Source organism: Halonatronum saccharophilum DSM 13868, from assembly GCF_000517025.1.
GTDB lineage: Bacteria > Bacillota > Halanaerobiia > Halobacteroidales > Halobacteroidaceae > Halonatronum > Halonatronum saccharophilum.
Genome location: NZ_KI912095.1, coordinates 455,262 through 480,529 on the forward strand (window position 1 = coordinate 455,262; position 25,268 = coordinate 480,529).

Sequence of the window (25,268 nt, forward strand, 5' to 3'; positions counted from 1 at the left end):
ACTAATCAAACAAAATTTAAAATATAATAAAAAAAGCATCTGGACCTATATTAATATCTTGGAGACAAAAAACTGAAATCATCTTAATTATATATTCTTATTGACTTCAAGTTAAATATCATAGTTTTTATTTGTTAATCGTATACCCACTTTTTTAAATAATAACAAATTAACTCTACTATATATATAATAGCACAAAATTCCAAGACACTCAACAATTTTAATAAAATATTTAAATACAGTTGACCAAAAAAATGTTAAATTTCCATATTGTAGTTACCTCAATAACTTTTGACTCCTTAATTTGTTTTTTTAAGGTTATTGAGTCATTTGTTGAACTTTGGTATGTATCGTTTATTTTCATTATACCTGTAGATTCAACTATATGACTATGTTGATTTTCTTTTTTAATTAACCGGAACCCAAACCGACCAACCTTTACTCTCATTCCCTCTAATCTTAAACTCTCCATAACCTTCTGCATCAGTCTCTACTATACCTTCTACATTACCTGTATAATCATAGAATCTGCTATTAGGCTTCTTTGAGTCTATTCTCTTCTCTATTATCCCACCAGAATTATCTTGGGTAATCATCATCACCAGACCACTTCCTTCTATCTCTTCAACTCCCTCTCTTACATAAGAATAGGTATTGAAGTCATTACTATAACTCTCATACCCCTTTCCATAGGCAAAGTCTCTTCTTACTTCAATCAACTTATCTAACCCTTCTTTCATTCCATACTGATAATAGTCCTTCCAAAAGACTGTTGGAAGGCCATGCTCTCTTGTTAAGATATAGGTATAGGCCTGATATTTACGATTATAAATTGAATTGATACCATATCCCCCACTATCGCGATCTGTATCATGGTTATCAACAAAGGTCACAGCCCTATCCTCATACCCTTGTTGGTTGACTAAGCCCTCACCACCAAGCCACCTCATATCTAAGTTTCCATCTCTCAAGCTTTTAAAGGCACTCCTTAAAGGAAAGTCAAACACCTTCATTTGAAGATTATCAAGTACCCTTAGATATCCTCTTATCTCATCTAAGTCTTCAAACCAGGCTTCCCCTATAAAGGTGACTTCTTTTTCTGTATCAAATTGCAACTCTTCTATCCACCCATTCATAAAGTTTACATCTATATGTCTAACTGCATCCAACCTGAATCCATCAAAACCGATCTGGTTAATAATCCACTTACCCCATTTTTTCATCTGCTTTTGAACCTCTGGGTTTAGATAATCATAATCTACCCCCATCAGATAGTCATCCTCCCAGCAATAGGTATTATCCCATTCTTTATCTTTAAAGAGATAAAGGCCTCCACCAAGATTCTCTGTCCAATCAGTACCATTAAAATGCTCCCAGTTCCAGCTAAAAGAATCATACTTACCTTTACGTCCAGGGTAATTAAATTTGGTCCATACCTCTGCTTCTCCACCTGGATTGCTAAGACTAGATTCATCTAAAGGGACTACCTCTAACTCATCAGCCCCCATCATATGATTCATAACTGCATCATAATAGACTCTAATACCTACATTATGTAATACCTCTACTGCCTCTTCTAACTCTTCTCTACTCCCATACTTGGTTCTTCTGGTACCCTTCTGCTCAAACTCTCCTAAATCCCAAAGATCATAACTCCCATAACCCACATCATAGACCCCTGCATGTCCCTTATTTGCCGGTGGAATCCACAACTCTGTAATCCCTATCTTAGCAAGTTCTCCTGCTTGTTTTTTTAGCAACCTCCATAAGTTATCTTCTTCTGGAAAATTTTCTTTATACTCCCCTTCTTTCATCTCCCAATAAAAAGCCTGCATCAATGTCTTATTTCTTTTCATAATGACCTCCTTTTTTTAATCTCTCACTAATCAACTCGAATTTAGATCAAAGGCTTTTTTAATATTAACTTTCTGCTTTTCAATTCATCTGAGCTGTTACAGACTAATAAAACTAAACCTATCCTAATCTTCTTAAGGAAAGATACTTTTATAAAAACATAAAAAGAGAAGACTAATTATTTATTAATCTTCTCTTAGTATTCTATTAATCCTGCTTATTAAATAGTATATTTTTCTATTTTTGAGTCTTGAACCTCGAGCCATAAGCTAAAGACTAAATTAAAAACCCTTAACTATGACAACACCTTCGACTAAACCTTTGACTTGCCCTGACTAAATCTTTTTTATTCTTGTGCTCTTATCAGATCTAATCAACCCAGAAGCCCTAAATCCTCAATACCCTCTGATATATATAAAGGGCAGGCACGGGGACCTGCCCTACGAGTCTAAAGAACAAGACTCTCCGTGCGATCTCAATCTTAAAGGTGCCCTACGAGTCTAAAGAACAAGACTCTCCGTGGGCAGAGTTACCTTTTCTTTTTTTAACTCGACACTTCTTGCTCTACCCCATTGCATTTGTCATTAAGATTTTAAAGGGTTATGATTATCAATTGTCAACTATCCCTTAATCAACAACCGGTACCCAGACTGACCATCCTTCTTCGTAGGTATTTACTACCTTGAAGTCACCATAACCATCAGCATCAGTTCTAACGGTTTCTTTTACATTACCTGTATAGTCATAATATAAGGTATTAGGTTGACCAGAATTGATTCTCTTAGTAGTAAATTCTCCATCTTGACCAATAGAGATCATCATTACTAAACCAGTTCCTGGCTTATCCTCTAGTCCTTCTCTTACATAAGAGTAAACATCACTATCATTATTATCTACCTCACGCCCTGGACCATAAGCAAAGTACTTTCTTGCCTTAAATAACTTATCTAAATCTTCTCCCATTTCTCTTTGGTAATAATCTCTCCAATATGCCATTGGCACTCCCTTATCTCTCATTAAGATATAGGTATAAGCTTGTTCAGCACCACGAAGTATTGGTGTTGAATAGCTACCTTGATCTCTTCCTGTATCATGGTTGTCAAGGAAGGTTACAGATCTATCCTCATAGCCTGGAGTATTTACTAATCCAGCTCCAGATAAAGTTCTCATATTCAATGTACCATCTCTTAAGTTAGCAAAAGCACCTCTTAGAGGAAAGTCAAAGACCTTAAGTTCTGGAATATCTACAGATCCTAAATAAAAAATTAAGCTCATTACATCTCCATACCAAGCCTCTCCCACAAAGAATAGGTCCTTATCACTATTCTCTTGAACATGAGCTATCCACTCTTCCATAAAAGGTGAGCTAATATGCTTGATAGCATCAATACGGAAACCATCAAAGCCAATATCATTGACTATCCAATCTCCCCATTCCTTCATCTCATGGACAACATCTTCATTTTCAAAGTCTATATCATTACCCATTAAGAAGTCAGTATCATAGGTATCATCCCAACTCTTACCTTTAAATAACCTTGGACTAACCTTACTATCGGTCTCTGCATCCCAATCTACACCATCAAAGGCTCTCCAATCCCATTGCCATTCATCAGCTCTACTATAATACTCTTGGCGACCTTCAAAGTCAAACTTAGTATAAGCCATCATAGTACCACCCCTCTTTAAAGGCACCTCTTCCTTCTGGCTTGATCCCATTCTATGATTGAATACCGAATCATAATAAACTTCAACTCCAACTTCCTGTAAAGCATCAATTGCCTCTTCTAATTCTGCTTTAGTACCATATTTGGTCCTAACAGTTCCATGCTGATCAAATTCACCCAAGTCCCAAAGATCATAGGTAGCATAACCTACATCCTCTAATCCACCCCAAGCCTTATTGGCTGGTGGAAGCCAAAGACCAGTAATTCCAAGATCAGCAAATTTCTCTGCTCTATCTCTTAAAAGATTCCAAAGGTCTGCTTCTTCTGGATATTTTTCTGCATATTTGCCTTCATTCATCTCCCAGTAAAAGGTCTGGAATAATGTCTCATTCTTCTCTTCAATCTGAGGATAACGATGAGCTACTGTCTTAAGCTCTTCATTAATTATCAATTCATTACCTTCATTATCCTGCAAATTAATTAGAATCTGATAAGAAGTATCTGGAACTAAATCTAATCCAGATATTATTAGGCTACTATCCTCAACTACAAGGTCAACAGTCTCTAAGTCTATATCACCTTGACTAACTGAAATTTCGGCACTTGCAAGATCACTATTAAAGTTTAATTCAATATCACCAATTAAATAGTCTACACTAGATAGATCTTCCCCTAGATTAGATTCAACTAAAGCCAAATCTCCACTTCCAAAACATCCACTTAGGGCCAACATCAAAACTAAAACACCTATAATTGCTTTAAACTTTCTTCTAAACAATTTAATCTCTCCTTATCTTGGATTTATATAGTAATAAAGCATAGCTTTATTACTATACCTTCTACAAAAGTCTTTCAATCCCTTTAGAATGGCTTCTAAAAACCAACCTTCATAAAAAAAGATAAGGTTCTCGATTTAAAGTGAGAACCTTATCTTTTTAAATCATATTCTAATTCTCATTAATTTGAACTAATTGGTACCCAAACTGACCATCCATCCTCTACACTAACCCTTACCTTAAATTCACCATAACCATCTGCATCAGTAGTTACAGTTCCTTCAACATTAGCAGTATAATCAATAAAGGTTGTATTAGGCTGACTAGAGTTAACCTTTTGAGTATAAAACTCTTCAGTAACTTCTTGTTCTTCTTCGGCAGCACCTAAGACTATAACAGCATTCTGTCCACCATGCCCATCACCTACATACTTTTCTGCACCTTCTGGTTCAATCCATTGATCACCATTTACTACAAATTTATAAGCATACTCTCCAGCTGATAATTCTTTTGTTACTTCATATACTCCATCACCATTCTCGTCTACCATAGGAGTAGCACTTGGGTCCCAACCATTAATTTCACCAGCTAAAGAAACACTCTCTACTGCTTCACCTGGCTCATAACTGAATGTAACCTCAAAGCTTTCACCTGTAAATCTACGGCTTCCACCTTGGTTGATCATCATTACTAATCCACTACCTTCAACCTCTTTACTTCCCTTTCTTACATAAGCAAAGTTATCAGCTGAATTATTCTCAGCAGCATAACCAGGACCATAAGCAAATCTATTTCTAGCCCCTATTAACTTATCTAGACCTTCTTTCATATCTTCTACATAGTAGTCTTTCCAATATACCTTTGGTATACCATTTTCATGCATTAAGATATAAGTATAGGCTTGATACTTATGAGAGTAAATAGCATCACCATACTCATCACCATCTCTATCTGTATCATGGTTATCTACAAAGGTAACAGCACGATTTTCATAACCTTCTCTATTAACTAACCCTCTATTCTCTAAGTCACTTAGATTTAATCTTCCATCTCTCATATTAGCAAAGGCTTCTCTTAATGGGAAATCAAAGGCTGTTAAATCTGAATGTCCTACATGTTCTAAGTATCCAGCCAAGGAATCATCACTATTCTCCCAAGCCTCAGCTATAAAGACTACATCTTGTTCTGTATTCTGTTGTACATATTCAATCCACTCTCTTGTGAAGTCAGAATCGACATGCTTAATAGCATCTAAACGGAATCCATCAAAGCCAATCTCATTAACTATCCATTCTCCCCACTCATTCATCTCATGGCGGATATCTTCTCTACTATAATCTACATCTGATCCCATTAGATAATCACTACCATAGGTATTATCCCAACTCTTACCTTCAAAAATAAATCTTCCCTCACTTCTACTTGCCTGATCCCAATCTACTGCATCAAAAGCTGTCCAATCCCATTTCCACTGATCAGCACGACTATAATACTTTTGACGGCCTTCTAAATCAAAATAAGTCCAAGCTTCAATCTCTTGACCAGGTTTATCAGGACTACTTTGAGATAGTCTTACTCTTTCAGTTGTATCAGCACCCATACGATGATTAAATATTACATCATAATAAGCATCCATCCCAGCAGCACTAATAGCTGCTAAAGCACCTTCTAATTCATATTTTGTTCCATACTTTGTTCTAATAGTTCCCGCTGGATCGTTGGCCCTTTGTTGGTCAAACTCTCCTAAATCCCACAGATCATAAGTTCCATAACCTACATCCTCTAACCCACCAAAGGCTTTATTAGCAGGTGGCAACCACAATGAAGTAAATCCTGCTTCAGCTATCTCTTCTGCTTTGTCTTCTAACAATAGCCACAAATCTCTCTCTTCTGGACGATCTGGATCTTGGCCCATCTCCCAATAAAACACTTGCATCATAAGTTCATTAGGATTCTCAACTACAAAGTTTTCTTCTGTAATAAATTCAATTCTTTCAATAAATTCATTTCCAGATTCATCTCTTGCTCTAACCATTAAATTATATAAAGAAAATTCATTTAACTCTAAGTTACTAATTCTAAGATCTCTTCCATCAATATCAATTGTTAGCCCTTCCAATTGTTCTCCATTCTCTTCTAATACCACCTCTACCTCTAGTAAATCTTCACTAAAACCAACTGTAATCTCTTCTAGATCCTCTGGTACACTACTTAAATTGTAATCTCCTAAATTAGAATCTACAACAAATAGATCACCGCTACCAAAACAACCTGTTAGAACTACAGTTAATGATAAAATTAATACTAAAAACAATACTTTTGCTTTGTTAAATTTAAACAAATTTTATTCCCCCCTTATTTTAATTTCATAATCTATATATTCTATAGAAAATATAATTTTCCTTTATGATTTTAGCCTAGTATTTAGAAAAAGCAAGAATCAACAGTAATATATTATAACTTTTAATTACAGATCTATATTGAATTCAGAATTTACCATATAAGCAATAAAAAGCAACAGGTAAGAATATTCCCACCTGTTACTTTTTATTATTCCTCAACTTTAATGTCTTCTAAATACAGTAATTGCCGTTCTTTCTGCTGTAGTTTTTTCACTAACTTGATTATCAACGCTACCATTGCTATTAAATATTTCTCGCCATTCTCCAGCTGGAAAATCATATTCATAATCTTCATCTTGGTGTGGGTTGTAAATGGTAATTAAATCATAACCACCATTTACACTTCCATCTATAATAGAGATTACAACTCTATCATCAATCTCTACCTCCATATGATCATTTACATCATACCAACTGTTCATACGATAACCTGGGTTATCCTTTCTCAGCTGAATTAAATCTCTGTAATATTCAAAGATATCAGAGTTTTGATCTTTCCATTCCCACCTAATAGTATTTACATCTTTTTTGGTACGTCGACCTTCTGGTTGATTGTAGGTATTTCTTGCTTGATCGACAACATGATCGACATCTGGGAAGTTGGAGTCATCAATTTTAGTTCTTAGGAACTCATCTCCACCATGCATAAATGGGATACCTTGAGAGGTCATTACTATTCCCATAGCAAATTTATTTATCTGCTTAGCATAGTCTTTATCCTCTTCCCAAGTGAAATAATCATCAGTACCTTCAAACTCTAATCTGATCTTATCCCATAAGGCCAAGTTATCATGCTTAGATACATAGTTGATAGACTGCTCAGGTCTTGCTGCATACATTGAATCCCAGTCATCATCTAATCTTCCTGCACCTAAGTTACTCTCATGAAGAATAGAACCTCTAACACCAATTCTGATAGCTTCTGGGTCTCTATGGTTGAACATATAACCTTTAGTACCATCAGTTCCTACATGGTCTCCTGAGCCTCTAATTGCATCTCTGAATTGAGGACTAAAGACACCCACATGATTATCTGCTAAGAGATTTATATTTCCTAACCTTAGCTTTTCTTCCATCCCAGGATAACTAGGTGCATATCCATTCCATGGCTCTCCATAGAGGAGAATTGTTCTATCGCCGACCTTCTCTTGAAGGTTTTCTGCCCACTTATCAACCTCTTCATATTGGAATATACCCATTAAGTCAAAACGGAATCCATCTAGATTATATTCAGTAGCCCAATACTCTAAAGAGTCCTGGATCATTCTACTTACCATTGGTACACCTGTATCAATAGAGTTTCCTGTTCCAGATAGATCCATATCTGTATAATACTTATCAGTTATATGCTGGAACATCTCCATATTGTAGGTATGGTTATAGGTTACATCCATAATTACTCTGAGACCATTTCTATGAAATCTATCTACCATCTCTTTAACTTCTCTTACTCGATTCTCATAATCTTTTGGAGTCATAGAATACTGATCCTCTGGTACATTATAGTTCTCAGGATCATAACCCCAGTTATACATTTCAGTAGTAAAGTCATAGAATGGCATAATGTGAACATGAGTTATACCTAAATCTATTAGGTGGTCTATTCCAGTTGAACTGCCTTTATCTGTTTTTGTTCCTTCTTCTACCATTCCCATAAATTTACCACGTTTATCTTCTGGAACACCTGAATTCTCATCCCAAGTAAAATCTCTAACATGAATCTCGTAGATTATAGCATCTGTTCTATCTTCAAATCCAGCATCATATCCAGTAGAACTTAGGTTAGAACGGTTACCCTCTGCAAACCATCCACCTTCTGGCTGAATTGTACTAGGATCCATTAATATATTGGTATTGGTACCTGGGACAACCATAACACCATAAGGATCTCTTACTGGTGTTCCATTAACTCTAAAGGAATACTCTGCTAAATGGGGGACTCCTTCAACCTTTACATCATAGATATCAGTATAGCCAGCAAAGTTATTGATCCTCTCTAATTTATACTCCTTACCATTAACTTCAACAGTTACATCATTGGAATCAGGAGACCAAATTCTAAAGATACTATAATCTTTGGTATATAACCCTCCTAGCTTCAAAGAGGTTCCATTTGGATTCTCTTCTTCATAGGCATTTGTGAATCTATACTCTCTTCTAGAGCTATTTCCAGCCTCATCCTCAGCATACACATTTAATATCCTAGTCTCTCCTACAGATACATTAGCAAAGGAGACTTCATCACCATAGGCAAAGTCAATTCCATTTTCTTGTGGATCAGTTCCATCAATTGTATATCTTCTTACTACAGCACTATCATCAACATATAGGTTGACATCCAGCTCAGAAATATATCGCTCAATCTCTGGACTGACAGAAATTGCTGGCCCTGGCCTTTGATATTTAATCTCTAATTCTTCAGTTGCAAGATCAATTGTAGCATAGGTCACTCTCCCAGGCATAACATCTATATTTTCTATACTGATTAATGTTCGCCCATTAAAATCAATCTCTAGAGTATACTTGTTGGCTTGAACCGATTCTAAGGAGGTCCTTGCCAAATCTAACTGTATCTCCTCTTCGATTCCATCTATAGATGGAATAAGAAAGACCTTTGCTTCCCCCTCTTCTAAAGAACCCTCTACAGTAGAAATATCTATATTTCTAAAGTCAATAACTAAACCTTCCGACTGAACTACACTCGGTCTAATAACAACAAGATTATCATCTCCACTTATGTTACGCCTTTCAATACCTTGATAAACTCTATAGCCATCTTTATCTTTGGCTATAACCTCTATATCATAAGTTCCTTTTTTTATATCATTAAATTGGACACTTGCTTCTGTAGCACCATCTTCTATATTGATAACCTCTTTAATTGGATCTGAACCATCTTTTAAAGTAACGCTTATTTCTGATACTTCAAATTCTTCTCTAATTGCCTGAATAGATGGGCTTGAGCTAGCATCTAGATTTATCCCTATAACTAAATTGGTTGTCTCTTGTATAAGATCATTACCTTTATTGCTACTACAAGCTGTAAACAACAACAATGTTAAGCAGATTATAGCCAAAAGAATTGGCTTTTTATTTTTAAATAATTTTTGCAACTTTAATCCCTACTTTCCTTTTATTATTGATTTATAAAATTTTAAGAACTGATTTATATATCCTTAGATAGTGAAAAGATACATTCTTCGATATGTACCTTTTCACTTTAGATTATTTCACCTTAACTATTCAACGAATTCACTTACACCATCTTCAGATTCTTCAACTATTAAATCATTACCCGCTCCACCAGGTGTCCAAGCACCATCTACTATCCACTTAAATGGTGTTCCTGCTGGAATATCAAAAATTCCTATCCATAAATCTCCTTGCCTCTCTAATGTATAGTCAGTATTATTAGGATCCCAACCGTTCATTGCTCCTGTTAAATGTACATTCGTTATATTATCTGCACTTAACCCATATTCTGTTGGATCAAAGGTAAACTCCCATAGTTGCTCTGGTATATCATCTAAGTCTGGCTCTTCTTCATACCAGATACTGTTATGGAGCCACCAGGTTCCTGCTTCCCTTTCAAGGTCTCCTGTCGCGCCTCCATCCCAATTTAACTTAAACTCTACCATTTGGGCTTCTTCCACATATGCCATATACCATCCATTACCTACACTAAGCATAGGAGCTCCGGGCCAACCACCAAATACTTCTCCAGGCTCCCAAGTATAGATGTTTGGCACTACATCTACTGGAGGCATAAAGTATATGATAAAGTCAGCTTCAGGCTCACTATTAGTAATTTCAACTCTCTTAATTGCTTCTCCATTTGAATTATTAGCTTCAACTACTAGCTCATCGGTCTCCCCTTCGGCGATATAATCTCCTACTGCAAATATATAGTTATCCTCTTCAGAAATTACTTGATTTCCTACCCTTATTCTTATACCTTCTAAGTTCATTCCAGCTATTGAAACCACAACCTCAACACCAGCTGGATAAGTTCCCGAATCTAGATTAATTGATATTTCAGGTTTAGCATAATAATCTGGGTTATAAGGATACCATTCACCATCCATAAACCACCAATCGCCTTTAGTTGCCTGTTGATCACCTGATTGACCAGAGGTTCCCTCAAAGATTAAACCTAAGCTATCTTCATCAGGAAATTCGGCTACATACCATCCATCTCCTGCATCATCCATATGTGGTCTATTAGTCCACTCAGTATTAAATGAAGAATCTGTTGCGCCCCAGATATGTATTCTAGGTGCTTGAGTATCTTTATAATGAAGCTTGATACCATCATAACCTCCAGCCTTAGCTTTGATAGATTCACTGAAGTTACTATTCATACCACCCTCATCAATAGCTCTGACCCAATAGTAATACTCTCTATCAACTTCAGCAGTATAATCCTTAAAGGTTGAATCTATAATAGGGCTTCTAAATAATGGAGCACGGTTCTCTTGATTATCACCTCTATATACCAAGTAATAATCAGCATTATCCTCCCAAGTCAACTCTACACCAGAACCAATATTACTTGTATAAGCTTGCCCACTAATTGTTGATGGAGGTTGAGAAGGCTTTAAATCTAACTCTATACCTATCTCTCCTTCAACTAGCACCTCGATAGTCAGAGATATCTGTTGATCTGTATCATACCCTTTAGGGGTACCAAAAAATTCATAACTACCCTTCTCATCAATTGTTACTTTACCTTCAACCACTTCAAATCCATCTTTCCTATCCCAATCAACCATTACTTCCTCTTGGTTTCCGTCAGGATTGGTAACTGTAATCGTAGGTAATTGGACTTCATTATTTTCCCAAACTCCTATACGACTTTCTTCAAAGCTTATTTCTCCAAAGAGTGCGAACATTTTTGTATCTTCGTTGATTGTACGAGTTATCTCTCTATTCTTGTCGGTGACTTCATTAGAACCTGCAGCCCTCCACCCCAAGAATATAGAATCCTTTTCTATCGCTTTTATATTAAGCTCTGTTCCCTCTTCATATTTTCCTTCAAATCCTTTATATTGACTATCATCTATCTCAATCTTCCCAGTGGCTAAACTATTCTCTGGACTCTCTACTGCCACCTTAAACTCAAATTCTTCTAATTCATCAATGGGGTCAGTAGAATCCCCAGAACACCCTATTAATGAAAGAGAAAGTACTAAAACTAAGATTAATAAATAAAACTTCTTCAATGCAAACCCTCCTTAGTTATTTAAAAATTTTACCTTAACTAACAAACAAAAAAATTATAAAAACTATCATCCTCCTTTTTACAATAAAAAATATCTATTAAAAGGGTGTTGGCCCGTCTAATAGATATAGCTTATAGTCTTATAATCTTATTTTTATTGTTTTTATCCCCATTAAAATCAACCTGTTACATATTGTTCCATTTTCTCGGAGTATTTCAATTCCTGGGGTTAATGTCCTTTGAAATTAATTATACTATTATATAAAGTTATATCATACTAATTCTATACTTCTAATTATATTCCTTTATTTAAATTGGATAAAAATTTCAATTTTATTTTTATACTCTTATAAGGTCTAATCAAGGAAGCTATTAGCTATGTTCTTAAATGCCTTCAAAAATAAAAAGCCAACGATTCTTGAGATCGTTGGCCCTTTAAATATCTTTATTGTATATCCACTAACTACAATTTACAATATGATTAAGCAGATCACAATAAGGATCAACATTTATTATTATTGAACTGGAACCCATACCGACCAACCTTCAGCTGCAGTTCCTCTTACTCTAAATTCACCCCAACCATGGTCATTAGTAGTTACTGTTCCTTCTACATTTCCTGTATAATCATAATAGGTGGTATTTGGTTGTCTAGCATTAACCCATTTGTAGATATCTCCACCATGAGTCTCTTGGGTAATCATCATTACCAATCCACTACCTGGACGATCTGCACTACCTGCTCTTACATAAGAATAAGTGTTATAATCGTTGCTGTCTACTTCATATCCTGGACCATAAGCAAAGTCTCTTCTTGCTTCGATCAACTTATCAAGTCCATCTTTCATCCCAAACTGATAATAGTCCTTCCAAAAGATTGTTGGCGTTCCAAATTCACGCATCATAATATAAGTGTAAGCTTGGTATGCTCTATTGTTAATTGGAGTTACACCATAGTCATTATGATCACGACTAGTATCATGATTATCAGTAAAGGTTACTGCACGATAGTCATAGCCATACCCACCATTTACTAGACCTCTACCTCCTAACCATCTCATATCCAAGTTTCCATCTCTTAACTCTCCAAAAGCCTCTCTTAATGGGAAATCAAAGACATGCATATTTGAAGTACCTACACTATCCATATACCCCTTCAAGCTATCTACATCATTTATCCATGCTTCAGCAACAAAGAAGGCATCGTGGGAAGTATTCGCTTGTATATGGTTGATCCAATCTCTAATGAAATTATTATCAATATGCTTTGTTGCATCCATTCTAAAGCCACTAAATCCAATCTCGTTAGTAATCCATTCTCCCCATTCCATCATCTCTTCTATTACTCTTGTGTTGGCATAAGCTTCACCATTTGGCCCGTAATTATAGTAATCAACGTTGGCCCCCATTAAGTAATCATCATCCCACTCATAGGTGTTGGCCCACGTCTTTCCTTCAAACAAAAACCTTCCTCCACTTTGTGTTGCTGCATCCCAATCAGTTCCTGTAAAGCTAGCACTATCCCATTGCCATTCATTAGCTCTACTATAATGTGCTTGTCGGCCTGCTAAGTTAAACTTAGTATAAGCCTGAATCCACTCTCCAGGTCTACTAGGACTGTCCTGAGACAGTTGAACCCATTCAGTCTCATCAGCTCCCATTCTGTGGTTAAACACAACATCAAATAGAACTTCAAGCCCTGCTCCATCTAATGCTGATATAGCATTTTCTAACTGATTTCTAGTTCCGTACTTGGTTCTAACTGTTCCTTTTTGATCAAACTCTCCTAAATCCCAAAGGTCATAAGTTCCATACCCTACATCAAATCCTCCACCAAAAGCCTTATTAGCCGGTGGTAACCATAAGGAAGTAATACCTACCTCCGCTAACTCGCCTGCTCTATTAGCAAGAAGGTTCCATAGATCTGATTCTTCTGGGTATTGAGTAGCATAATCTCCTTCATTCATCTCCCAGTAAAAGGTCTGCATAAGAGTTCTATTTACTTCGCCTGAATTTGAGCTATACATACTTGCTGCAGAAGTTTCATTGGTGTTGGTACTAAAGGGTAATTTTCCACTTAAATCTGAGTTATCAGTTGCAGTTGCTGTATATTTAACCAAATAATCTTGATCATTTTCTAGTTGAAGATTAGATATAACAACATCTTTGCCATTTAACTCAATATCAAAATCTTCTAAACCACTAGCTATATCAAATTCTGCAATTTCTTTATTAAAAGTTAAAATTATTTGATCTAAATCTGAAGAGATTTGCTCTGACACAGTAGAATTAGTTACAGTTAAATTGTTATTAAGATCATCTTCCTGCAAATCATTTGAACACCCTACAAATACAAGTGCAAAAGCTAATAAAACTGCTACTAAAATTAACCTACTTCTAAAATTTACATTTTTTAAATTAATCATTTGTCCACCCCTTTTTAATATTCTTTTACCTTAAACCAAAAAATACATACCTTACTCTACACCAATCCCGGGGTTGGTTTGTAGAATTTCATAGGTATGCTTACTTATTGTTCTTATTTTTAATTTTATTATTTTAATTATGATCTTATGCAATTAACTTCACTTATAGCACATCTTAATGATTACATTATAATTATACCATAAAATAAACTTTAACTCAAGGAAATTTTATCATTTTTTTCTTTATTTGGTCTTCATCGGCTCTTATCAGATCTAATCTGCGCATAAGACTTTGATTTTTATATCTTTGCTACCTCCAAAAACGAAGAACCAAGGATTTGGTATCCTTGGCCCTGTAAATATAAGTAAATCCCTATCCACTTTCAATTCTTAATTCTCAACTGTTCTTCACACCCATATTGCAAAGATCTCTTTTTCGTTCTTGCTTATCAACTCTTCTTTATATTTTTTAGCTTTGTTAAAATCAAAACATAATAGATAACCTTTCTTTAAGCCCTGAATATCAAGATATTCTGATAGCTGCTCTAAGCCTTCCTGATGATACTTCTCTCCTCGCCAGATCTTTAACTCTATCACATACTTCTTATCGAGATAGGTGACTATAACATCTAACCTCTTTTCTTGTGAAATCTGTACTTCTTTGAAGTCAAAGCCCTTGCCATTGATAATAGGCTTGAGAAAGGCAAGAAAGATTAAACGCCCATTTCTCTCTAGAAAGTCTTGATCCTTGTCGCTATACTGCTCTTTGATAAATAATTGGAACTTCCTTAGCACCTTCTTTAGATCTAAATATCCATCTTCTTCAATGAAGTTTTCTCTAAAATTATAAGTAGCAATATTTGAATTTGTCTCAACTTTAGAAATTAGATAGTTATATATAGCTTGTTCATAGATTCTATTATGAACCTTTAATCTGCCATTATCATTTTTGAAGACACCATATAGCTCACCTAGATTTATAATAGGATTATATACATTATAGCTTATCTTAGCACCTTCTATTATTATTCTATAGACTAACCTATAAAGTTCCTTATTGTTTTCTAGATTTTTAATCAGACTCTCAAAGTTAACAGTATCTTCTTCTAAGATCTTCTTAACTGCTCTTTCTATATCTTTTAATTCCCATTTCTTTTTTCTTTATCAGTCAGTATATCCTCATCTATTACCTTAGCTACCTTACTGACTAAATAAGGGTAACCAGATGTATAATAGTATATCCTTTGAGCTACCTGGGGTATATCAATCTCTATACCTTTACCATCTTTATATTCTCTTAGCATTGTCTCTATCTCTTTGGGGTTAAAGGACATCTCTACATTGAAGTTTACTGCTATATTCCAGGGACTATTATACTTTTGCTCTTCATCTGGTCTTAACTTAACTTTGAGATTCTTAACATCATGAACCCCGGCTAGGATTATACTGTGAAAGGTATAATCTTTTCCCATGTTGGCCCTTAAATATTTATTCCTTAAGATACCTAAAAAGCTTAGAAAGAGTTGATTATTACTACTTTTATCAACCTCATCTATCATTAGTACAACTTTCTTATCTACCTTAATTACTAGATCATCTATAAATTCATCTAGATCATCAAAGCTTTCTATGGTATTGTATTCTTTTATAAAATCAACTATCCATTTTTCTTTTAATCTCACCTCTTTTTTTATCTGTCGCAAAAATGATTTGACAAAAGCACCCTCTTCTTCAAATGCCAAATCACCAATTCCTTCAAAGCTAATAAATATTGGTAAATAATCAGACCTACTCAATCTTTTTTCTAACATAAAAATTGTTGTTGTCTTGCCATATTGTCTTGGTCTATTTATTGTAAAATAGCTTCCTTCCTCTACTAACTTTTCGATTTGATCTAATTTATTTGAAATATCGACCATATAGTGTCTTTTAGGAATACAGGTTCCTGTTATGTTGAACTTTTTCATTTGTGTAGCACCTCCTTTTATTATTATACCATATTTTAGTTGTTTTAAAAGGTATATAGTCTTCAGCTGTCTGCTATCTGCCGTCAGTCAAAACCCTTAAAACCTAAAAATCAAAGAATTAGCACAGATAAAGGAGGATTAGATCTGATTAAATCTGATTTAAAGCCTTTTTTCTTTTTAAAAACCTCAAATGCAAAAATCATCTGCCGTGACAAGACCTTAGATAAGTAATGACTGAAATCCGACTAGACCTTTTTTAATTTTAATTATTTATCTCTTGTCTGGATCTTGTCTGCAATTGTCTGAACTTAGTCAGCGTAAAGATCTTTGATTTTGACCTTTTTAAAACCTCAAATTCAAAATCTTTAACTTTAAAGAATAATTAATATCACTTTATCTCCTTTTTGTATTAGCAACTTTTTAATAGAACTTACATATCTCTTGGATGAAGGCTTTATAATCTAAAAGATTGTTCTGTATTATACTATAAATCTCCTTCTCATCTACCTTACTATACATATGTACTACTCTGTTTCTAAATTTAGTCATTAATATATACTTATCCTTGTTTTGATTGTCGATTATTTCATTTTGAGCAAGAATTCTAAAGCCATCTGCGCTGGTCTCTGGCTTGCCCAACCTCTTAGCAGCAATAATATTATTTGCTATATCTATCATTATCTCAACTGATGTCTGGAGTAGGTGTTTAGCAGCTTCTATATTCCTAAAGTCATTGAGGAACTCCTCTTGGGATATCTCTTTTAATACTTCAAGTTTACTTAGGTTATCTTCTAATAATTTAATCTTATCTACTACTCTATTAGTCATTTTGATATTCCTCCTTTAATGCTCTCTTATACTCTTTATAATATTTGTCTAATCGTATCTTCTCATCATAATAATAGGTTAAAATATGATAGATGAAGTTAGTTACTTTATCCTCATCTCTTTCAAAGATCAATCTTCCAGTTTTTATTATCTCATGCTGCAAGTAGATCGGGCCTTTATTTAAATTAACTAGATCTACATTCTCCACCTTTAATATCATAGAGATCTGAGCCATTATCTCCATCTCTCTCATTAAATTGACCTCTTCATCCTTCTCAAATAAGATTGCAAAATCTATATCACTTAACTCAGTCTGATACTCTGTCCCATAAGAACCAAAGAGGTAAGCAGCTACTATCTCCTCCTCACCTTTGAAGTAATCGGTTAAAGCTTTTATATTGTCTTCTATGTTAATCAAGTTAACCACCTCTTATCCTTATAATACCATAATATCGATATTTTTAAAATAGATAATGGGAATCTAGGTTAAAATCTTCAAATATTAAATATGACTTTAAACTTTTTTAATTTTTCATCCTCTAATCGGAACTTCATCGGCTCTTATCAGATCTAATCTGCGCATAAGACTTTGATCTTTATCTTTTTAAGACCTTGAAACCCAAATCTTTAACTCAGACAACACCTTAGACTAAACCTTTGACTAAAAACCGACTAGACCTTTTTTAATTTTAATTATTTATCTCTTGTCAAGACCTTGTCGGTCTTTAGTTAGCGTTTAGACTTTGGTTTTGGTCTTCTCACAATACCTTCAAAAAACAGAGAACCAACGATTTTTAAAATCGTTGGCCCTGTAAATATAAGCAAATACTCTCTTATCTTTGATCTTGACTTTAACTATTAATTATTAACTGGTACCCAAACTGACCAGCCTTCTGCTTCGCTTCCTTGTACTTGGAACTCTCCATAACCATTATTATCTGTCTCAATTATCTCTTCTACATTCCCTGTATAATCATAAAATAGTGTGTTTGGCTGTCTGGAGTTTATCTCTTTAGTGATAGTATTTCCATTAGTATTTCTAGTAATCATCATCACCAAACCACTCTCAGGCAGCTCTTCAATACCTTCTCTAACATATGAGTAGGTAGTACGATCATTATTATCAACTTCATAACCTCTTCCGTAAGCAAAGTCTCTTCTAACTTCTAATAGTTTATCTATCCCTTCCTTCATATCATCTTGGTAATAGTCCTTCCAAAATATCGTCGGCAAACCATGCTCACGAGTTAAAATATAGGTATAGGCTTGATATTTGAAATTATTTACAGCTTCCCCATAGGGATCTCCATCTCGATACGTATCATGATTATCAATGAAAGTAACTGCTTGATCTTTATACCTACTGTTAACAAGCCCAGCAGAAGCTAGATCTCTCATATCTAAGTTTCCATATGACATACCCATAAAGTCCTCACGAAGAGGGAAATCAAAAGCATACATCTGAGGATCTTCTATTGCATCTAAATAACCTGTTAGACCATCTACTTCTCTCTCCCAAGCTTCAGCTATATAGAAGACATCTTTTTCAGAGTTATCCTGCACATAATCAATCCAGTCTCTTACAAAGGGAGTATCGACATGCTTAATAGCATCTAAGCGGAATCCATCAAAATCAATATCATTGATAATCCATTGGCCCCATTCTTTAAGCTCATGTTGAACATTTGGATTTTGATAATCTACATCTGCCCCCATTAGATAAGGATCTCCATAAGCATCATCCCATTCTTTGCCTTCAAAAAGTGTTGCACCAACATTGCCTAATCCATCGAAGTAATCTGTACCATTAAAAGCTTTCCAATCCCATTCAAAATCTTTTGCTCTACTATAATAATTGTCACGGCCTTTTAGCCCACTAAAATCTACATAGGCATAGACCTGATCTGCTTCAATCAATTTTTCTATTACAAAATCATCTCCATAAGGAGTCCCATCTACTCCTATATGCTGCTCATCATCCCAATTATCTGCATCATACATAAACTTGAAGGCTGTCCCTTCCTGGACTTCAAATATCCCAGTCCAAATACCATTATCTTCTTCTAATAAATACTCCTTATTAGCTGGGTTCCACCAAAGATCACTACCTTGTAGGCCAAAATTACCAACCAAATGAACCTCACTAATATTATTTGGAACTCCTTCATACCTAGTTGGATCAAAGGTAAATTTCCACTGGCTATTACCTTCATCTATTAGTTCAATAATTCCTTCCACTCTATAAGCATTACTGAAATCATCGTCTAAAGGTACTTGTTGTAAGTTACCGCCCATACGGTGATTCATTACCACATCATAATATACTTCTATTCCATTATCCTTTAAAGTACTTATTGCTCCTTCTAGCTCTTCTCTAGTTCCATGTTTAGTCCTTATATTCCAATCATTAGGATAGTCTTCAAACCCTTCTTGCTCGAACTCCCCTAAGTCCCAGATATCATAGGTAGCATAACCAACTTTAAGAGGATGGTCTGCTTTATGAGCAGGTGGTAGCCATAGAGAGGTGATCCCTATTTCAGAAAAATAATCTGCCCTATCCTCTAGTAGTTGCCAAAGGTTTTCTTCTTCTGGATATAAATCTCTATAGTCCTCGTAGGCTGTATAATAACCACCATCTGCCTGATTCCTGTTTATTGCCATATTCCAATAGAAAGCTTGCATCATAGTTTGGTTTGTTCCACTTGTCATAAAGCTAATTGAATCATTGTATTCATTATCATATTCATCTCTAACTATATACTTTAAAGTATACTCATTATTCATATCTAAATTTAAATTATAGATTATAGCTTTATTATTATCTAACCTTCCTTTAGCACCTTCTATTCCTGCTACTTCAATATTTTCTAAGTTATTATTGAAAGTTATCACTACTTCATCTAACCAAAATCCTACCTCTTGCATATCTTGAATAGTTGAGCTCTCTAGTATTAAATTTTTGCTTCTATCAGGAGTGTTAGTTGATGAATCATCTGAACACCCTACTACTAATAGCACCAACATAGATATCATTACTATTATTAATTTATTCTTTGCTATTTTAAGCATTATTTCCTCCTATTTATATATTATAATCTTGTCATTTAAAAAAGGCCAACGCGTGAACGTTGGCCCTTAAAACCGTTTAAATTAATCTAACCATTCTTCTGCTTCAGAATCATAGAAGTATTCTCCTGCTCCTGAAATTTCATCTTGGAATTGTTCATCTGTGTCTCCAGCAATAATAAACTCTAATTCTTCTGCTGGAATGGTAACTGAATACCAGTTTCCACCTACACTTTGCATCTCTGCTCCTGGCCAGCTATATCCCATATCTTCATATACTGATCCATCATCATTCCATGCCCAAATAGTTGGCACTTCTTGATCTTCTGCTGCTTTATAGTGAAGTCTAATAAATTCATCACTATCTAACCATTCTTCTGCTTCAGAATCATAGAAGTATTCTCCTGCTCCTGAAATTTCATCTTGGAATTGTTCATCTGTATCTCCAGCAATAATAAACTCTAATTCTTCTGCTGGAATAGTAACTGAATACCAGTTTCCACCTACACTTTTCATCTCTGCTCCTGGCCAGCTATATCCCATATCTTCATATACTGATCCATCATCATTCCATGCCCAAATAGTTGGCACTTCTTGATCTTCTGCTGCTTTATAGTGAAGTCTAATAAATTCATCACTATCTAACCATTCTTCTGCTTCAGAATCATAGAAGTATTCTCCTGCTCCTGAAATTTCATCTTGAAATTGTTCATCTGTATCTCCAGCAATAATAAACTCTAATTCTTCTGCTGGAATAGTAACTGAATACCAGTTTCCACCTACACTTTTCATCTCTGCTCCTGGCCAGCTATATCCCATATCTTCATATACTGATCCATCATCATTCCATGCCCAAATAGTTGGCACTTCTTGATCTTCTGCTGCTTTATAGTGAAGTCTAATCGCATTATCTAACCCAGCAGATAAAACAACTTCCCCTTCTTTAACTACATTTTCCTCAACATCGATAGTAATACTTCCACTACCATAATCTTCTGTAGCTACAGCTATACTTCTTTCTCCAACATAAGGCTTCAACTCTATTTCACCTTGATTATCAGTGACAGCCTCTACTGTTTCAACTCCATCTATAGTTACATTAACCTCGATACTACTAGGCAACGCCTCTACTTCTTCCGCACCTTCGTCTAATAATCCTTTTAGAGTTAAAATAACTTCCCCTCTTTCTAACTCTTTTAACTTAGGATTTACCGTAGTAGTTTTTGTTCGTTCAATTGTAAACTTTGTTTCATAGTTTTCATAACCATAATTCTCTACAACAAGATTATAGTCGCCTGCAAGTAAATTATCTTGAAAACCATTTTCTTCATTTTTATCCTGCTCTTCACCATCTAATTTAATTATAGCATCCTCTAAATCAGCTTCTGTATCTACATCTACTGGAGTGCTTACTAAAACTTCTCCTATTCCTGTATCATAATCATCACTAACTCCAACTCCAGAGCAACCAACTAGTGCAAATGCTAATGCTAAGATTAACATCAAACCTAAAGTCTTCTTCAACGAAATCCCTCCTCGAATTTTTAAAATAACCAGTTAATAAAAGGGGATTCAGGAGAATCCCCTTATTTTAATATTTAGGACTTAATTAAAATGTAAGGCTATAAAGAACCTCTACATAGTCTTCACCATTATCTTCATCTCTTCTGTTATAAGAAGCGCTCAACTCAGAATTGTCATTAAGCTCTTTAGTTAATGCAATATGGATAGCGTCATCTTCATACTCAGAGATTTCACCATGGCTTAGATCATACTTAACTGTGATATTAGTTCTAAAAGTCTCACTAAAGTCATATCCAGTCAAGAAAGTAAGCGTACTGTACCACTCAACAAATTTTTGTCCATCTGCTACATAGTACTGATCATCTTCATCTAAATCATCTGGTACTTCATCAATTTCACCATCTTCAATGTTTTGCATTTCTAACTCAATAGTTAATCCATGGAACTCTTCTACTGTTGGTAACTCTAACATAGTAGAAGCAGAGAATTTTCTCTTCCAGTCATTATCATCATCATCATAATCCTCATGATCGATAATTCCATCTACATCAGATTCAAATCCAAGAGTAATGTGATTTACATAGTCACCAACCGATGGTAAGTTGTGGAACCTTGCTTCTAAAGAGTACTTAACAGCAGTACCATCTTCAAATGCCTCAACATCTTCATCATCAATTTCTACTGTACTAACGTCATCTTGTGCAAAGAATACATCTGCATTCACATAGTCGATAACGTCAACTGCTAGGTCTAAAGAAGTCTCTGCATAGTAACCATTAACTCCAGAGTCAAACCTTTGAGTAGTATTCACCTTAACAAATTCAGTAAATGGTACCAATCCAGTTTGAGTCTCTACAAAGATCTCTTGTTTATTCTTATCTTCATCAAAGTCATCTTCATTATCAAACTCTATATGAGCATTTACAAAGTCTAAACCAGCAAGTGGTCTATGCCAATCCATCTCTACTCTAAACTTACGATTTTCTTCTCTAAATCCATTATCAAGAACTTCAAGAACATTTCCGTCCTCATCAGTTTTTTCATCTATCTCATCTTCATCTATCTCATCTAAATATAAGAACTCTCCTCTAACATTTAGATCTCTATTAACTGTCCAATCAGCACCTAAACCAACCCTATGCTCTACTCCTTCTCCACCTAAGTCGGAATACTCATCAGCATAAACTAAGTCAGCATCGACCTTTAGGTTTTCAAGTAAAGAATAATTACCTCTAGCATAGAACTCCGTTCTATTATCATGATCTTCAATTGTTTCATCAGCTAATAATAAGAATGCATCCTCTCCAAAGGCTCTCATTCCTAGAGTGAATTCACCTTTATTAACTGTCATCTCTGTATCTCCAGTAGCAATCTGCGCCATCAAAGAAGCTCTCTCATCAACTATAACGTATTCAAGTTCTGTCATATAAACGTGAGTTCTATCAAAGCTATCAATATCAAATAACATATCAACATAAGGGTCACCTACAACAATCTCAAAGTCTTCATCATCATTGTTAGGATCACCAAACCATGAAAATTCGTGATCGTCATTCCAATCAAACCAATCTTCATCTTCTATATCCTCTTTGTTATAAGGTACAATATGGAACTTATAAGTAGTTCCTATGGCTATAGTCTCATCAGCCTGGTCAGCAGAACCCTCCCATCTTTCAGTAACATCATTGTATTCTAATTTTATTCTGTTACCTGGAAAAGCTCCATCATACCATTCATCGCCATTCACCTCAAAATTACCTACTGCATAAACTGCTTTAATAAGATCATTATCAATCTCTAAACCTGCATCTTCACAGTCAGCGTCTAAGATAAAGTTCAACAACTCTCCTTGGAAACCAGGAACGTTAGAATATTGACCTCTAACAGTAAGTCCATCATTTACACGATACTCACCAAATACAGTACCAATCAAAGCAACATCTTGATATTCTTCTATACCATCCTCTTCAGTAACTAGTTGATTATAATTAATAGAAGCTCCTAAATCTAAAGAGTCATCCATTAAAGTCTTCTGAGCATTAATATATCCAAGATATTCTCTTCTAGAATCTTCATCAGTAATATCATCTGTATATTCAGTTAAAGCAGCGTTGAAATCTAACCACTTATCAGACTCAACTCTAACTCTACGACTATCATTAGTAGAAACTTGACCACTATGCATCAAAGCTAAAGGGCCATAAGAGTTAGTTCTATCAAAAGTATTAGCCTGTAAGCTAATATTTCCTAAATCATGTAAGTAAGTTAAGTTTAAGCTCTCTAGAGAAAATTCATCTAAAGAAGCCTCAGTAGCTTTAGCTGCAGACCCAATATCTCCAATATCTTGAGCTATCTTAAGATCAGAACTAAATACTAATACTTCCTCTCTTTCTCCTTCTTCAACTTCTCTGAAAGCACTACCACTAAGTCCTAATAGTAATTCATTATTGAAGTTGAACTCTTCATCTTCACCAAGGTATTCAAATTGGCTAGTATAATCTATACCTACCTTGAACTCTCCATCTAATCTAGTATCCATTAAAACTAATACTGAGTTCTGTCCACCTGCGCCATCATCAGCAAAATCTTCAGCATCCCAGTCTGTTCTCCAATCATTACCATTAACAACGAACTTATACATATAATTTCCTTCTTCAATCTCTTCTATAGTATAAGTCCAAAGACCATCAATTAATTCCATCTCCCAGTCAGGATGGTTAGGCGACCAATCATTAAACTCACCTGCCAAATAAACAGCATTAGCATCTTGAGCACCATCAAAAGTAAAGGTCACCTCATATATACCTTCCTCTACTTCTTCAAAATCATAAGCTGCGAAAGCAGGAATAGCCAACGCAAGAGTTAAAACTAACGTCATTACTAATAAAATATTAAGTTTCTTTTTCAAATCCAATACCTCCTTAAGTATTTTTGTTTTTTTGATTTATAGATAAGTGCTATTTTGGGTTATAGCCCTATATCACCTCCTAATAAGGATCAAAATCACTCCACCCTAAAAATAAAAGAAAAGGGTGTTTTATTTAACCTTTGACCAAAATTTATGCCAAAGGATAAGAACAAAGATTACACCACAAGATAATTATACCATATTTAACCACTTTTTCAATATAATATACTTATTAGTTGGGTTGAATATTCCATATTAAACATTTTTTGATAAATGTTTTCAAAATAAAAAACCCAGATTATTAATTAAAACTCACTTAATAAACTGGGTATTATTATCTAAAAAGATTATCCACTCAATTATACAAAGAAAGTTAAAATCTAAACTCTCCTCATCTAAAAGAACAGGGATATCGCATATTATAGTCTTATGCCCTACTATATTTAATTTTCATCTCTGATTACTTATGTTACACTATGGTTCATATAGGTTAGTATTATGTATTATTATAATCTTATTACTGCTTATAATATACTAATTAAACATTAAACTAGAAATTCCTTCCCAAAAACAAAGAAAATATATTTTTTTTAGCATATTCTTTTCACATAAGATATAATTCATTATTA

At 34.7% G+C, this 25,268-nt stretch carries 11 protein-coding genes and 1 pseudogene; all 12 read right to left on the bottom strand.

The genetic code is table 11. The features are described 5' to 3' along the window. Window positions 1-407: 407 nt before the first annotated feature. On the bottom strand, window positions 408-1,856 hold the full coding sequence (locus tag HALSAC_RS15570) for an alpha-amylase (protein WP_035571576.1): 1,449 nt from the start codon (window positions 1,854-1,856) through the stop codon (window positions 408-410). Between the two features lie 625 nt (window positions 1,857-2,481). Then, the gene (locus HALSAC_RS0109460; RefSeq protein ID WP_245579451.1) at window positions 2,482-4,299 is read right to left on the bottom strand and encodes an alpha-amylase; all 1,818 of its coding nucleotides are present in this window, start codon (window positions 4,297-4,299) and stop codon (window positions 2,482-2,484) included. A 179-nt stretch (window positions 4,300-4,478) separates the two neighbouring features. Next, complete coding sequence (locus tag HALSAC_RS15575; protein WP_027340061.1) at window positions 4,479-6,638, bottom strand: alpha-amylase domain-containing protein; 2,160 nt, start codon at window positions 6,636-6,638, stop codon at window positions 4,479-4,481. Window positions 6,639-6,860: 222 nt separating this feature from the next. Further along, the gene (locus HALSAC_RS15580; RefSeq protein WP_051412163.1) at window positions 6,861-9,812 is read right to left on the bottom strand and encodes an alpha-amylase family glycosyl hydrolase; all 2,952 of its coding nucleotides are present in this window, start codon (window positions 9,810-9,812) and stop codon (window positions 6,861-6,863) included. A gap of 126 nt (window positions 9,813-9,938) precedes the next feature. Beyond that, the gene (locus HALSAC_RS0109475) at window positions 9,939-11,921 is read right to left on the bottom strand and encodes a starch-binding protein (RefSeq protein WP_027340062.1); all 1,983 of its coding nucleotides are present in this window, start codon (window positions 11,919-11,921) and stop codon (window positions 9,939-9,941) included. A gap of 514 nt (window positions 11,922-12,435) precedes the next feature. Then, the gene (locus HALSAC_RS15585; RefSeq protein ID WP_084804421.1) at window positions 12,436-14,346 is read right to left on the bottom strand and encodes an alpha-amylase; all 1,911 of its coding nucleotides are present in this window, start codon (window positions 14,344-14,346) and stop codon (window positions 12,436-12,438) included. 408 nt (window positions 14,347-14,754) lie between these two features. Further along, a pseudogene (locus HALSAC_RS17840) lies at window positions 14,755-16,313 on the bottom strand (AAA-like domain-containing protein). A gap of 420 nt (window positions 16,314-16,733) precedes the next feature. Then, entirely contained in the window at window positions 16,734-17,141 is a 408-nt protein-coding gene (gene hepT, locus HALSAC_RS0109490) for a type VII toxin-antitoxin system HepT family RNase toxin (RefSeq protein WP_027340064.1), read from the bottom strand. Then, window positions 17,134-17,559: a type VII toxin-antitoxin system MntA family adenylyltransferase antitoxin gene (gene mntA / locus HALSAC_RS0109495; protein WP_027340065.1), complete on the bottom strand. Its 426-nt coding sequence runs from the start codon at window positions 17,557-17,559 to the stop codon at window positions 17,134-17,136. The genes hepT and mntA overlap by 8 nt, the downstream gene beginning before the upstream one ends. Before the next feature lie 440 nt (window positions 17,560-17,999). Beyond that, entirely contained in the window at window positions 18,000-20,210 is a 2,211-nt protein-coding gene (locus HALSAC_RS16530) for an alpha-amylase domain-containing protein (protein WP_051412164.1), read from the bottom strand. A gap of 81 nt (window positions 20,211-20,291) precedes the next feature. Next, a complete protein-coding gene (locus HALSAC_RS0109505) occupies window positions 20,292-21,731 on the bottom strand; it encodes a starch-binding protein (protein WP_027340066.1) in 1,440 nt (479 codons plus the stop codon). Window positions 21,732-21,816: 85 nt separating this feature from the next. Then, window positions 21,817-24,639, bottom strand: a complete 2,823-nt coding sequence (locus HALSAC_RS0109510; protein ID WP_027340067.1) for an isoamylase early set domain-containing protein — start codon at window positions 24,637-24,639, stop codon at window positions 21,817-21,819. Window positions 24,640-25,268 lie beyond the last annotated feature (629 nt).